At 45.7% G+C, this 15,068-nt stretch carries 11 protein-coding genes and 1 riboswitch; of the genes, 4 read left to right on the top strand and 7 right to left on the bottom strand.

The features are described 5' to 3' along the window. Positions 1-132 precede the first annotated feature (132 nt). The gene (locus tag MHI52_RS23865; protein WP_405157772.1) at positions 133-348 is read left to right on the top strand and encodes a cysteine-rich CWC family protein; all 216 of its coding nucleotides are present in this window, start codon (positions 133-135) and stop codon (positions 346-348) included. A 1,256-nt stretch (positions 349-1,604) separates the two neighbouring features. Here MHI52_RS23865 and MHI52_RS23870 read toward each other — a convergent pair. Both MHI52_RS23870 and gcvH read right to left on the bottom strand, forming a co-directional pair. Further along, positions 1,605-2,048 (bottom strand): hypothetical protein, encoded by a 444-nt coding sequence (locus MHI52_RS23870; protein ID WP_076252925.1) that lies wholly within the window; start codon positions 2,046-2,048, stop codon positions 1,605-1,607. A gap of 501 nt (positions 2,049-2,549) precedes the next feature. Continuing rightward, positions 2,550-2,945 carry a glycine cleavage system protein GcvH gene (gcvH, locus tag MHI52_RS23875; protein ID WP_076252926.1) on the bottom strand — a complete coding sequence of 132 codons (396 nt, stop codon included), beginning with the start codon at positions 2,943-2,945 and terminating at the stop codon, positions 2,550-2,552. A 343-nt stretch (positions 2,946-3,288) separates the two neighbouring features. Continuing rightward, positions 3,289-3,411: riboswitch (glycine riboswitch) on the top strand. A gap of 320 nt (positions 3,412-3,731) precedes the next feature. Here gcvH and gcvT point away from each other — a divergent pair. The 3 genes from gcvT to gcvPB all read left to right on the top strand — a co-directional run bounded on the left by gcvT (position 3,732) and on the right by gcvPB (position 7,794). Beyond that, on the top strand, positions 3,732-4,868 hold the full coding sequence (gene gcvT, locus MHI52_RS23880) for a glycine cleavage system aminomethyltransferase GcvT (protein ID WP_340984394.1): 1,137 nt from the start codon (positions 3,732-3,734) through the stop codon (positions 4,866-4,868). Continuing rightward, positions 4,865-6,220, top strand: coding sequence for an aminomethyl-transferring glycine dehydrogenase subunit GcvPA (gene gcvPA / locus MHI52_RS23885; protein WP_340984393.1), 1,356 nt, complete (start codon positions 4,865-4,867; stop codon positions 6,218-6,220). Before gcvT ends, gcvPA begins: the two co-directional genes overlap by 4 nt. A gap of 83 nt (positions 6,221-6,303) precedes the next feature. Then, positions 6,304-7,794 (top strand): aminomethyl-transferring glycine dehydrogenase subunit GcvPB, encoded by a 1,491-nt coding sequence (gcvPB, locus tag MHI52_RS23890; RefSeq protein WP_340984905.1) that lies wholly within the window; start codon positions 6,304-6,306, stop codon positions 7,792-7,794. Positions 7,795-8,039: 245 nt separating this feature from the next. Here the strand turns inward: gcvPB and ptsP are convergent, their stop codons facing one another. From ptsP to MHI52_RS23915, 5 genes are all read right to left on the bottom strand, one after another. Further along, on the bottom strand, positions 8,040-9,752 hold the full coding sequence (gene ptsP, locus MHI52_RS23895; protein WP_405157773.1) for a phosphoenolpyruvate--protein phosphotransferase: 1,713 nt from the start codon (positions 9,750-9,752) through the stop codon (positions 8,040-8,042). Then, positions 9,745-10,020, bottom strand: coding sequence for an HPr family phosphocarrier protein (locus MHI52_RS23900; protein ID WP_036617010.1), 276 nt, complete (start codon positions 10,018-10,020; stop codon positions 9,745-9,747). Before MHI52_RS23900 ends, ptsP begins: the two co-directional genes overlap by 8 nt. 77 nt (positions 10,021-10,097) lie before the next feature. After that, a complete protein-coding gene (gene ptsG, locus MHI52_RS23905) occupies positions 10,098-12,149 on the bottom strand; it encodes a glucose-specific PTS transporter subunit IIBC (RefSeq protein WP_339186016.1) in 2,052 nt (683 codons plus the stop codon). Positions 12,150-12,436: 287 nt separating this feature from the next. Further along, the gene (gene glcT, locus MHI52_RS23910) at positions 12,437-13,291 is read right to left on the bottom strand and encodes a glucose PTS transporter transcription antiterminator GlcT (RefSeq protein WP_036617005.1); all 855 of its coding nucleotides are present in this window, start codon (positions 13,289-13,291) and stop codon (positions 12,437-12,439) included. A 165-nt stretch (positions 13,292-13,456) separates the two neighbouring features. Then, positions 13,457-15,013: a flotillin family protein gene (locus tag MHI52_RS23915; RefSeq protein WP_036617002.1), complete on the bottom strand. Its 1,557-nt coding sequence runs from the start codon at positions 15,011-15,013 to the stop codon at positions 13,457-13,459. Positions 15,014-15,068: the final 55 nt, after the last annotated feature.

Genomic DNA, 15,068 nt, shown 5'->3' on the forward strand with positions numbered 1-15,068 from the left:
GGAGAAACAGATGTGGTGAAATGGAAGTCATATATACACAGTAAAATTCATAATCACCAACACATTTCTGTTATACTGAGACCAGTATGTTCAACTTCAGCTCGTAGCTATTCACAGGGAGGGAAGAACCCAATGTCTGCGGAACAAGACAATCAAGAGCGCAGCAATATCGATGTTCTTGTCTGCCCATTATGCGGGGAAGCTAATCGATGTTCCTATGCCGCAGGACATCCCCATTCGGAATGCTGGTGTAACCGGGCTACTTTCCCCGAAGGTGTATTTGACCGTATTCCGGCAGAGCAGCGCCGAAAATCGTGCATATGTCAACGCTGTCTCAATATCACTTAATACCGTTTACTAGGTTAGAACTAAAAGAATGAACCTGATTGCACATATGGTATTATACCCTCATGGTAGACAGTGAAAAAACAAGTCATGTTACAATCAACTCAACACTGGAAACCAGAGGGTATTTTTTAAAGCCAGCGAAGAACGACGATAAAAGAAGCGGATCGTCTGGGCGAGGAAGAATAAGATTGGGATTAAATGAGAGTTGGATCATCACATCGTTTCGTAAAAGCCAAATCGGAGAAAGTTTTAAGGATTAGCGTGAAAGTCGGACGAAGAAGAATTTTAGTAGCGTAGAAGAAAACGTCTATTTAAAACGCAGGTATAATATCTAAAAAAAGCTCAGACTTGCACGGGGAGGGAAGCTGAATTTTAAAGCCCGGTGTCAGTTTAATCAAGAAATAAGCACGTGGGTTCTTTGGTGGTTTGGCTATGTAGGATTGTTGAAATTTCACGTGCAGGTTATTACAATTGGAAGAAACTTGGCCCTCAGAGAGAAACGAGCAGACCGGGATGCAGACCTGAAAGCACACATGTTAAGCATTTACCGGCTTATCCTTAATTCGGCTACAAACATATCCGAACCGCTTTAGGAAAAGAGACTTCGTGGCCTATTACAAGAAGGCGCGCCGCTTATTCAGATAATTTCAGATTCATTCCTTGACTCGTTCCGTGATGTCTTAAATCGGGAAGGTCGCGCTCTCCTGGGCAAAGCACGTGACGGATATCACATAGGTCCGAATTAGTCATGAGTTTGCTATGTTATCTTTCGTTTGAGATAGATCTGTATAAACAACGAAATTGTGGCATGGGAACTCTCCGAGGGAAATGAACTAAAACCTATGACTGACACGTTGAAGAAACTGCAATGTGGAACACCCTTGCTCCATACGAACTAGTGGATTTATTATACAACACAAGACTAAACCAAGTCGCTTAAAGAGAAGACGTTGACGCGGAGCCATTCCCAACGTGAGAACTGCTTTGACAATCCTTGTTTCGTTCTTTTTCTCACACTTAAAGGAAGGAAAAACTGTATATAGATAAGCCTCTGAATCTAGAGAAAACAACGAGCCAGATTACGGAATATATTTCGTTTTGCAACAAGGAAGGTGTCCAAGATAAAATAGGCGACCTCTCCCTGGTTAAATTCCAGAAAAAAGCCGCCGTTTAATTAATTTTTTCTTTTTTATTGTCTACTTGATGACAGGGCTATAACTATACTCATTCCTTTGTGTCTAATAAAATCATTAAATTTAATGATAGACTGCAGTAAAAATAGTTCTCACAGAGTATGAAGTATGATAAGGAAGATCCTGTATCTCAACTTTCACTCTCAAATTACGACTCGCTGCAAAAATCACTTCGTCTGAAAGTAGAGAGTTGACACTCAGTGCTGTAGCTAGAGAAATTGCACTAACATACCCCCCCAATACAGGAGATACCCTTGAAGCTATCATTGGAGCGATTGTTTCAACTAAGATTGCAGAATTACTTGAAAACCTCTTCATATTCGCTGCCAAATCTTTTACCGTATTTGCATCCATGTAATAGGTTGCAATGGTTTTATACTTTGGTTGGGAAACATCACCAATATAATCACTATTAGCTGAAGCTAGATTTGTGTTAACAGGAAATAATGGATAGGCGGCTGTTGCTAGCATTGAAGCTATTACGACTTTCTTTAACATGTTTTTCATTTAATATGTACCTCCAAATATAATATAATATAATATAAAAAATTAACTCAACTTAATATTCTCCAACAAAAACCATTATATTTCAACATTTAATTAATTTCAACTTATTTTCAATAATTTAGGATGAATAACCTATATGTATATAATTAGATTTCTTTAATACGAAAACTTTAAAGTCTAAAGTACATCAATTTGTATACCTTTTTTACTATTATCTTGTTCGCTGTCTTGTAACGAGGTTCAATATTCTTAGAAGGAATAAGTATTACCAAACTAGTTGGACACAAGTTTGGATAAGGGTAACTAAGACATTTGAAACCATAACGTAACCTTAGTTCTGCATGCTCCAAGAAATTTTGATAACGATATCATCCGTACATAAAACCTCCTTTTTATCCAAGAGCTATAAATCTCCAGGTTCAAAATTCAACAATCAGAAAATATCGACGAGAAAAACCTTAAGAAAGCATTTAGAAGAAGGCTTTCTTAAGGTTTTTCGTTTTAGTGGGCTTCCGTATGTTTCCGATACGCGTCTGCATTCATCAATGTAGACAATGCTGCTGTCAGATCTCCCTCAACACGGATCTCAATCATCCAGCCTTCCTCGTAAGGAGAGCTGTTCACAAGTTCAGGGGAGTCCTGCAACGAATCATTCACCGCAATGATTGAACCAGTGACGGGAGAGAACAAGTCCGACACCGTTTTGACCGATTCGATCGTTCCAATGCTGTCCTCTGCTTTTACATTGGTTTCAAGGTCAGGCAATTCCACAAACACAATGTCACCCAGCTGATGCTGCGCGAACTCGGTAATGCCAATACGTACAGTATCCTCCCCTACGGTTTGCACCCATTCGTGCTCTTCACTGTACAGGAAATCACTTTTCAATTCGCTCATCGATATCCGCCTCGCTTTTCATTAATGAGTACATGCGTTCTTTGACCTTAACCTTTTTCCCAGAACATAGCGTATGATATTTTTGAATCAAATGTCAAGATACCTCACAATTTATTTGCTGAACACCTCTAAATCCTGTAACCGGATTACACTCTTTCTTCATATACTGGTGAATATTAGAATAGTAAGCGTAGTCTTTTTAAATATACGAACAATAACTTAAAAAATAAAATAAATATTCGGTTTTAAATCATTATCTATGATATCGTTCTTGACATCGGTAGTGGATTCACGTTTTAATGAAAGGAGTAAATATGTTTATTGGACTATGTTATACCCGCGGATGAATGTAAAGGGAGAGATTACCCGTGACACCCGATTCGGGATGTACATGAGGTAACGCCGAAGGAGTAAACCACCGATAAGCGGAGGTGAATCTCTCAGGCAAAAGGACTTTTACGGGACGCAACTCTGGAGAGCATCTATTCGCCCTGTGCGGGCGTTATGATCACCCAAGGGGAAACCTGCTGCACAACGCAGCGGGGTAACTCTCAGGTACAAGGGACAGAGCCTTAGAATACAGCGTGCTACTTGGCATGCCGATTCTTTGGCCTGTCCTTTTCCTTTTTCCCAAAAAACGAAAAACAGGATGTAGAATGGCGCTGCCATAGCTGCCTTACCATACTTATGTGATGAAAATATCTAGCTGAAAATTTAAAAATACCCTGGTTCATTGATCCACGATTGTATATCCGGCCGGCTGACGGCCCATGACGAGGTGATTTGATGTCTGATTTGCTTAGAACACCACTCTTCCCACTATATCAGCAATATGAAGGCGTACGGTGCATTGATTTTGGAGGCTGGGAGCTTCCCGTACAATTTAGCGGAATCCAGAAAGAACATGAAGCGGTACGCGAGCGTGCTGGACTGTTTGATGTATCCCATATGGGCGAATTCACTGTACAGGGTGAGCAGGCTGAAGTTTTTTTGCAACAAATGATGACTAATGATGTGACCACGCTGGTTCCCGGTCAAGCCCAGTACACCCTGATGTGTTATCCAGATGGCGGTGTGGTGGATGATCTGCTCGTGTATAAGCTGGAAGATCAGCATTATATGCTTGTGGTTAACGCCTCCAACATCGACAAGGATTGGGCGTGGCTGCAAGAGCACTTGATCCCCGGCGTAAGCATGACCAATGATTCGGAGCAGACGGCGCTACTCGCCTTGCAAGGTCCACTGGCTGTAGACATTATCGGGAAAGTTACAGATACGGATGTAAGCTCGATTGAACCGTTTCGTTTTGTGCAGGATGCTGAAGTATGTGGAGTAAAATTACTGTTGTCCCGTACCGGTTATACCGGTGAAGATGGCTTTGAGCTATATGTTCCTGCAGATCAAGCCGCTGTGGTCTGGAATGGGTTAATGCAAGCCGGTGAAGGTCACGGACTTGTACCGACAGGCCTCGGTGCTCGGGATACACTGCGCTTTGAAGCAAAGCTCCCTCTGTATGGACAGGAATTGTCGGCAACTATCTCTCCGCTTGAGGCTGGTGTTGGCATGTTTGTGAAGCTGAATGCCGGACCTTTTATCGGACACGAAGCCTTGTTACAGCAAAAAACTGACGGGCCCGCCCGCAAACTGGTCGGCATCGAAGTGTTGGAGCGCGGTATTCCCCGCCCCCACTATCCGATTTACGCCGAAGGCGTACAGATTGGTGAAGTGACAACAGGCACGCAATCACCTACATTGAAGCGTAATCTGGGGCTTGCCCTCATCGACAGCAAATACGCTGCGCTGAGAACCCCGCTTGAGATTGAGATCCGCGGCAAGAAACTAAAAGCCGAGGTCGTGAAGACCCCTTTTCATAAACGGACACGTACGTCGAAGACACCTACTCAAGGAGCTGATCAAGCATGAGCAAGCACCGTTACATTCCCATGACTGAACAAGATCAGAGCGCCATGCTCGCAACCATCGGTGTGGATACGCTGGAGGATCTGTTTCAGGACATTCCAAAAGAGATTCGTTATCAGGGCGAGCTGCCCGTATCCTCCAAACTTGATGAATATGCGCTGACACGTCACATGTCCAAACAAGCTGGCGCCAACGCCAATTTCGAAACACACGCCAGCTTCCTCGGCGCTGGCATATATGATCATCATGTTCCTTCCGTCATCAATCATGTCATTTCCCGTTCCGAGTTTTACACTGCCTACACACCTTATCAGCCTGAGATCAGCCAAGGTGAACTACAGGCCATTTTCGAATTTCAATCCTACATCTGTGAATTAACCGGTATGGCTGTAGCCAATGCCAGTATGTATGACGGTGCAACAGCTTTTGCGGAAGCCGGTAATCTGGCCGCAGCGGCAACTCGTCGCAAACAGCTCATCGTATCCCGTACCGTTCATCCGGAAGCCCGTCAGGTATTGCAGGCATATGCGCACGGACTCCGTCTGGAGATTGTCGAGATTGGCTATAAGGATGGCCTCACTGACTGGGATGCCCTGCAAACCGCCATATCAGACGATACCGCTGCTGTCATGATCCAGAGTCCGAACTTCTTTGGTGCCGTGGAAAATGTGAAGCAGGCTGCCGACCTCGTGCATGCGCACAAGGGCCTGCTCGTTGTAAGTGCCAACCCGCTATCGCTGGGTCTGCTGGAAGCCCCAGGCAAGCTGGGTGCCGACATCGTTGTTGGCGATGCGCAGCCCCTCGGTATCGCCGCTTCACTCGGCGGCCCAACATGCGGATATTTCGCCGTATCCCAGCCTCATATGCGCCGAATTCCTGGCCGAATTGTAGGCCAGACCACGGATCGCGACGGCAAACGTGGTTTTGTACTCACACTGCAAGCACGTGAACAGCATATCCGCCGCGAAAAGGCGACATCCAACATCTGTTCCAACCAAGCTTTGCTTGCACTCAGCGCATCTGTGTACATGTCCATCATGGGTAAACAGGGTATGATCGATGTCGCGGATCTGAATTTGCAAAAGAGTCATTACACCCTCAATACATTAACTGCGATTCCTGGAGTTAGCCTTACTTTTAATGCACCAACATTTAATGAATTTGTGATTAAGCTTCCTGAAGGAACCGATGTGGATGCACTTCAACTGAAACTGCTGGATGCCGGCTTTATTGGTGGTTACGAACTCGGACGTGATTATCCGGAGCTTGCCGGACATATGCTGATTGCTGTTACCGAACGGCGCACTAAGGAAGAGATTGACGAATTCGCACGAGCATTGGAGGGATCGCTGTGACTCAGGAAACGACGACGACAACGACAACATCGGTAGACGGACAATCGGATGCGAGTACAGCTGTCTCCACTTCGGCTCAATCTGTGTTAGAAAAATTCAACGCACAGACCTTATCTCCTGCTCCGGAACAATCATTGATTTTTGAACTCAGCAGCCCTGGGCGTGTCGCTTATTCCTTGCCAGAATGTGACGTTCCTCGCCAGTCTGCCGATACGTTGATTCCCCGGGAAATGCTCCGTTCGGAAGCAGCAGCGCTGCCGGAAGTGTTTGAGGTAGATGTTATTCGACACTATACCGCTCTGTCCCGCCGCAACTTCGGCGTAGATAACGGATTCTATCCACTGGGCTCTTGTACGATGAAATACAATCCAAAGATTAATGAGGATGTTGCCCGTTATAATGGATTCGCCAAAATCCATCCGTACCAGCATGAATCCAGCATTCAAGGTGCACTTGAACTGTTGTATACGTTGCAAACCGACCTTGCAGGTCTGACAGGTATGGACGCTGTGACCTTGCAACCAGCAGCTGGTGCCCATGGAGAATGGACTGGACTTATGATGATTCGTGCCTACCACGAAGGTCGTGGCGAACAACGTACCAAAGTCATCGTGCCCGATTCTTCGCATGGTACCAACCCGGCAAGTGCAACCGTTGCAGGATTTGAAACTGTGACGATTCCATCCCGCGCAGACGGACTGGTCGATCTGGATGCACTCCGTGCAGCCGTTGGTTCGGATACAGCAGCCTTGATGCTGACCAACCCGAATACAATTGGTTTGTTCGAGAAAGACATTCAGGAGATTGCATCCATCGTACATCAGGCTGGTGGCTTGTTGTACTACGATGGAGCCAACTCGAATGCCATTATGGGTATTACCCGTCCGGGTGATATGGGCTTTGATGTGGTGCATCTGAACTTGCACAAAACGATGAGTACGCCTCATGGCGGTGGTGGACCTGGCGCCGGACCAGTTGGCGTGAAGAACCGTCTGGTTCCGTTCCTGCCTAAGCCCATGGTTATCAAAAATGATGACGGTATGTATGCATTCGATCGTGAAGGCGATCAATCCATTGGCCGAGTGAAAGCCCACTACGGTAACTTCGGTATATTGGTACGTGCCTATGCCTACATTCGTACCTATGGACCGGAAGGATTGCGCCGTGTATCTGAATGTGCGGTACTCAATGCTAACTATATGATGACCCGTCTCGCACCTTACTACGAGATTCCATATCCGGGTGTATGCAAACATGAATTCGTCATGTCTGGTCGGGGTTTGAAGCAATATGGTGTGCGCACACTTGACGTTGCCAAACGATTGCTTGATTTTGGATATCACCCGCCTACGGTGTACTTCCCGCTCAACGTGGAGGAATGCATCATGATCGAACCGACAGAAACCGAAAGCAAAGAAACGCTGGATGGGTTCATTGATACGATGATACGGATTGCCAAAGAAGCGGAAGAGACACCTGAATTGGTCCTGAACGCACCTTACGGCACACCGGTTACTCGACTCGATGAGACCACCGCTGCCCGCAAACCTGTACTTAACTGCGCTTGCAGTTAATCAAATCATTGTTATCACGAAAGCTCTTGCTGATGTTCCAATCAACAAGAGCTTTTTGTGTTGCCTTCCCTTTTACTGATGTCACTCTTACAGCTCACCATCATCCTGTTAGAGTATTTCTCAACGTTTATAACAAAAAAAGCCGATATCCACAATGAATCGCGGATACCGGCAAAATCGCTGCATCAATGCAGCTCATTATCGGAAAAAGAAAAACCTCAAATCCGGAGGAAACCCCGGCAAAATTACGCTTTAATGCTTTGAACCAATTCAACAACTTGTTCAGCCGTTTGCATATCCAGAGCTTTAGCAGCCAGTTCCTGCATATCCGCACGGGACAGCTTGGTGATCTGACTACGAGCTGGCAGAATGGAGGTTGCGCTCATGCTGAACTCATCCAATCCAAGACCAAGCAACAATGGAATTGCCGTTTCGTCTCCTGCCATCTCACCACACATGCCAACCCATTTGCCTTCACGATGCGCTGCATCGATAACCATTTTAACCAAACGCAAAATGGCTGGGTTGTAAGGTTGATACAGGTAAGCCACTCGTTCGTTCATGCGGTCAGCAGCCATCGTGTATTGAATCAGATCGTTCGTTCCGATACTGAAGAAATCCACTTCTTTGGCAAATTGATCCGCCAGAACTGCAGTCGAAGGAATTTCGACCATGATTCCGAGTTGAATGCTGTCAGAAACAGCAATACCTTCAGCAACCAGCTTCTCTTTCTCTTCGAGCAAGACAGCTTTTGCTTCACGGAATTCACCGAGTGTTGCGATCATTGGGAACATGACACGCAGGTTTCCATGTACGCTTGCACGCAGCAATGCACGCAATTGTGTACGGAAGATATCCAGACGGTCCAAACACAGACGAACTGCGCGGAAGCCGAGGAATGGATTCATTTCTTTTGGCAGATCCAGGTATGGAAGCTCTTTGTCTCCACCGATGTCGAGTGTACGAACAACAACAGGTTTACCTTCCATTTTTTCCAGTACCGCTTTGTAAGCATTATACTGAATGTCTTCGGAAGGGAGCTTGTCTCTGCCCATGTAAAGGAACTCGGTACGGTACAGGCCTACAGCCTCGCCGCCGTTCTCCAGAACACCTGTTACATCATTCGGTGTACCGATGTTGGCTGCAAGTTCAACATGAACGTTGTCCACCGTTACCGTTGGCTCATCACGAAGTTTTCTCCACTCTGCACGTTGTGCATCATACTGTTCCTGTTTGGCACGGTATTCAGCAATAACTTCATCAGTAGGGTTAACCAGTACGTGACCATCCAGACCGTCAACAATAATCATATCGCCTTGTTTCGCTTGAGCCAAGATGTCCTTGGTTCCAACAACAGCTGGAATTTCAAGAGAGCGAGCCATAATCGCCGAGTGAGAAGTGCGTCCGCCAATGTTGGTTGCAAAACCCTTAACAAATTGGCGATTCAATTGAGCCGTGTCGGAAGGTGTTAGATCCTCCGCAAGCACAATCACTTCTTCATTGATCTCAGCTGGACTCATGAAGTCGATACCAAGCAAGTGATTTAGCACACGTTTGGTAACGTCACGCATATCTGCAGCTCGTTCCTGCAGGTAAGCACTCTTCATGTTCTCAAACATGGAGATAAATTGCGATGCCGTTTCGTTCAAAGCAAATTCTGCATTGATCATGTCATCCGTAATTCTAGCTTTAACCGGATCAATCAGTTCCGGGTCATTCAGAATGAGCAAATGCGAAGCAAAAATTTCAGCTTTTTTCTCGCCAAGCTCTTGTAAAGTACGCTCTTTGATCGCCTCAAGCTCAGCCTGGGATTTACCCAGAGCTGAGTCGAGTTTCGCGATCTCTGCGTCAACGTCGTTAATTTGGCGTTTTTCTACAGAGTAGTCAGGATGCTCCAAGATAAACGCCTTGGCGATAGCAATACCCGCCGAAGCCGCGATCCCGGAGACATTAAGCATTAATTTCGCCCAACCCTTCGTTAACCATAACGTCAGTCAAAGCTTGAAGAGCTTCAGCTTCGCCTTCGCCTTCAACGATGATGCTGATAGTGTCGCCTTGTTCCAATCCGAGGGAAAGAACACCCAGGATGGATTTCAAAGTTACTTTTTTACCGTTAGCTTCTGCAAAGGATTCTGCACCTTTGAATTTGTTTGCTGTATTAACCAGGGCTGTCGCCGGACGTGCGTGGATACCATCTTCGTCTGTAATTCTGAATGTTTGTTGCATTACAATCATCTCACTTTCAGTAGTTTGGTTTAGGCATTGCATATATTTACACTTGCTTGCCATCGTCGTAACACTTCTTATTTTATCTCAATGATTGGCTGTTCGCCAACTTTCAGCACTCCGCTCTTCTTCAGAGTTACTGTGGAGCCCTCTGGCAGGTTAGTGAAAATAACTGGTGAAATGATCGAAGGAGCATTTGCTTTGACATACTCCAGATCCACTTCCATAATCGGCTGACCTGCCGATACCAGATCACCTTCCTGTACCAGTACGTTAAAGCCTTGACCTTTCAGCTTCACCGTATTAACACCTATATGAACAAGCACTTCCTTACCACCATCGGACATGATGCCCACGGCATGTTTGCTTGGAAATACATTAAACACTTTACCATACACAGGAGAAGTTATCGTACCATCATGTGGCAAAATTGCGAATCCATCACCTGTCATTTTCTCAGCAAAGACCGGATCAGGTACGTTTGTAATGTCCAGCAATTCACCATTGACTGGCATGACGATATCCTCAGCAACAATGCGCTCGCCTTGCTCACCTTGTGCCTTTTCCTCTTCAGGAGTTGGTTTGGCAGCTGCTGGCGTTGGTGCTGGTGTTCGTCCTGCAATAATATCCTGCATTTGAGATTTGATCGTGTCGGAACGTGTTCCGAAGATGGCTTGAACATTATTACCCACTTCAAGTACACCAGATGCACCCAATTGTTTCAAACGATCTTTTTTCACATTGGATTTCTCATTAACTTCAATCCGCAAACGAGTAATACAAGCGTCCAGATGTTTGATATTTTCCTTGCCACCGAAAGCTTCGAGAATGTTATGTGGCAGGTCATCCGTTGAACCAGAGCCTCCGCCAGATTCGGTTTCAGGCGTTGCATCTTCACGTCCTGGTGTTTTGAGATTGAATTTGCGAATGATAAACCGGAAACCGAAGTAATAGATCACCGCAAGAACCAATCCGACAATAATAACGTCCCACCAAGGTGTACGGTTTGGAATAATCCCGAAGATCAGGAAGTCAATGAACCCACCGGAGAAGGTCATACCGATCTTTACACCCAGAATTTGCATGGTCATGAAAGACAAACCTGCAAAGATACAGTGTACTGCAAACAGGATTGGTGCTACAAACAGGAACGAAAATTCAAGTGGTTCTGTGATACCTGTCAGGAACGAGGTTAGCGCAGCTGAACCCATGATACCTGCAACATACTTTTTGTGCTCCGGTCTTGCTTCATGGTACATCGCAAGTGCCGCTGCTGGCAAACCAAACATCATGAACGGGAATTTACCAACTTGGAATGTTCCCGCTGTGAGGTTCACACCATCACGCAATTGATTGAAGAAGATTTGCTGATCACCACGGATGACATCTCCAGCTTTGTTCACATACTCACCAAACTCAAACCAGAATGGGGAGTAGAAAATGTGGTGAAGACCAAACGGAATTAATGACCGTTCCACAACTCCGAAGATGAATGCCGACAATGTCGGGCTTGTATCTACCATGAAGTGAGATACAGTATTCAATCCATTTTGAATCGGCGGCCAGATAATCACCAGAAGCAACCCGATTAAGAGGGAAACAACCGAAGTGATAATCGGAACGAAACGTTTACCTGCAAAGAAACCGAGGTAAGACGGCAGTTCGATTTTGAAAAATCGATTGTAACACAGCGCGGCGGCAATACCTATGATTATACCTCCGAACACGCCTGTACTTAATGTTGGGATACCCAAGATGCTGGCATAACCCGGTACTTCACCGATCATGGCAGGAGTAACCCCTACTGCGGTACCCAGTGTGACGTTCATGACCAGATAACCGATGATCGCTGCGAGACCTGCAACCCCTTCGCCACCGGCCAATCCGACGGCTACACCGACGGCGAACAGCAATGCCAGATTATCAAATACGATCTGACCTGCGTTCATCATAATTGTTGCGATCGAGTTCACCCAAGGGGTGTCGAGCGCCGTTACATATTGCAAGAAATCTGGATTAACCAGCATGTTACCAATTCCGAGCAGCAAACCTGCCGCAGGTAGAATGGCTACAGGCAACATGAGAGCTTTACCTACTCTTTGCAATACACCAAAAAGCTTTTTGAACATCGCGTCGTTTCTCCCTTTCGTCTAATTTATATGTTGTGATGCAAGCAAGGGAACACAAAAAAAGGCATGAATTAATAAAGTAAACTGTGCCAACCTTGGGGTATAGCATACCCTGTACAAGGAAAGAACAATCACACTTTAATTAACTCATGCCTGATCGAGTCAGTAACACGTCGCTTATGTTTATTCAGTTGCTTGATTACGGAAACCATTGTAGCACCAGTTCTAATCTATTGCAAGCCTTTACACCAAAAAAATAAATTCCACATTCCATCACTGGAATGATCTCACTTATTCTCTTCTTCCTTCCGCTGATTCAGCCTTTGCAGATGAATGGTCAGATAACCTACCTCTGCAGGATAAACCGGCAGTTTCAGTCTTTTCTCCATTACTTTGGTCAGTTTCCATGCAAGCGAGTACATTTCGGGATACTCTAACTTAAGTAGGGAATCCAACTTATGAAGCTCTTCCACTTTGTCTCCACGGCGAACACGCTCAAGGGCGAACCGAAGATGCGTCAGCAAACGAGAGTAATCCAGCGATTCCGTTTCAAACGAATAATCGAGTTGATCAGACACCAGGTTCACCAAATCAGTGATCAATTGTGAATGCTCACGTACCTGGGATATATTTTGATTGGTCATTGCGCTATAGATATGGAGGGCAACAAAACCAATCTCATCCATCCCCAGATCTACACCCATTTTCTCTTTGATCAGACGAACAGCGTATTCTCCCATTCGATATTCTTCAGGATAAATCTCGCGGGTTTCATATAAAAATGGATTTTGTATGATAATGCCCTGCTCCTTGCGTTTTAACGCGAAAGAAATGTGATCGGTTAATGCAATATGGATATGTTCATTCAGAGGAACGTCCGTACGCTCTGCAATATACGTAATAACTTCGTTAATAATCTCGATCAGTGCTTCATCCACCTGTGGAAGAAGCTGTTTGTACTGCTCTTGCTCCTGCTGGTTTTTCAAAATGAACATTTTCTCCACAGCCATCAATGGAATGTGATCACTCGGTTTTCGGTTAAAGCCAATGCCTTTACCAATAACAACGACTTCCCCGTGTTCTGGATGCTGTGCAATGATTACATTATTATTTAGCGCTTTATCTACATGCAAGTTGCTCATTGTTTGCACCTCTTTTTCACACCATCTTAGGTGTGATTAAGTCACACCCTGTTACGAACGAAAAGACACCCGGAGCGGGCAAACCGCGCCGGACGTCTCGCTTAAAAAGTAACAAAAATTCGCCTTAAGGTCAATAGAGCAACCATGCAAGATTCGAAGTGCTTCTTACTCGTCAACTCCAGCTCTTTCCACAATCTTGTCGATTATAGAAGGAGTTGTAACAGCCTCGCTCTGTTGAATGGCAACTGGCGCAGGTGTTTTAGACTTCGTAAGGCCCTTAATCAGCTGCTCTACATCGATGCCGGATACACTTTTGAGCATCTCTGGAGCGGTCGCCATAAGTTCGGTAACATAGTTACTCACTCGTGCTGCACCTTCACCTTTACCTGTATCTACCACCGTCAGTTTATCAATGGATGCAATTGGCTCTGCAATTTTGCCAGCCAGTTCAGGCAGCATTTTGACAATGATATCGAGTACAGCTGCTTCGCCAAACTTCTGGAACGCTTCGGCCAGTTTTTCTTTCGCTTCTGCTTCTGCAAGACCACGCAAACGAATAACTTCTGCATCTGCTGTACCTTTGGCAAGTTCCGCATCCGCCATGGCCTGACCTTCAAGTCGCTTCTGCTCAGCTGTTGCTTTGGCATGTGTTTCGATGGAATACTGTACTGCATCGGCTTCACGCATTCTTTTGGCTTTATCCGCTTCGGCAGCCTGCTCTACCGCATAACGATCCGCTTCTGCCTTTTTCTTCACTTCGGCATCGTATTGCTTCTCACGTACGACGATTTCTTTTTCTTGGAGATCGATCTCACGTTCTTTACGAACGAGTTCAACCTTCATTTCTTCTTCCACCACGGTCTGTCTCGCACGAGCTTCATGGATATGGTACGCCTGGTCGGCTTCCGCTTTGGCTGTATCCTGATCCCGCTTAAACGTGGCTACTTTCAGTTCTTTCTCTTTGGCCGCCTCAGCGATATTGGTATCACGCAGCAACTCTGCTTTTTGACCCTGCTCTTCCGCATTGGCCTTCTGAATACGTGCATCACGCATCGCTTCCGCTTCAGCTATCTCGGCATCACGCTTCACAGCAGCAATTCTCGGTTTACCGAGAGCATCCAAGTAGCCCTGTTTATCACGAACATCCTTGATGGTAAATGAAACAATTTGAAGGCCCATTTTCTTCAGGTCTCTAGCTGCTACGCCTTGAACCTCTTGCGCAAACCGATCCCGGTTCCGATATACTTCTTCCACCGTCATTGTACCGAGGATGGCCCGCAAATGCCCCTCCAGTACCTCCTGTGCTTCGCTTCTCAGCGCTTCTACAGGTTTACCGATGAATTGCTCAGCTGCCGTAGCAACGTCTTCTACAGCGCCTCCAACCTTGATAATAGCTACACCGTCAGCAATAACCGGAACCCCTTGCTCCGTGTACACTTCAGGTGTGGAGACATCCAGCTTGTGGGACAATAAGGAGATAAATTCGGATTGCTGGAATATCGGCAGGATAAATGCACCGCCACCACGAACAATCTTAATTTTCCGTCCAGAATCATCATCGGAGATATTTTTGCTACCCAGGAATGATCCCGTAACGATCATCGCCTCATCCGGTCCAACCGTTTTGTATCTCGCCCAGAAAGCCAAACCTAAAATTAGAATGACACCGACTACAACTATAGGAATCAGCAATACATCCCAATTCAAATTCAAATTATCCATTCCACATCTCTCCCCTTATTCATTCATGATGAGTGCTTAAACTACTTAGGTGATA

It is taken from the genome of Paenibacillus sp. FSL H8-0283, from assembly GCF_045040675.1.
In the GTDB taxonomy this organism is placed as follows: domain Bacteria; phylum Bacillota; class Bacilli; order Paenibacillales; family Paenibacillaceae; genus Paenibacillus; species Paenibacillus amylolyticus.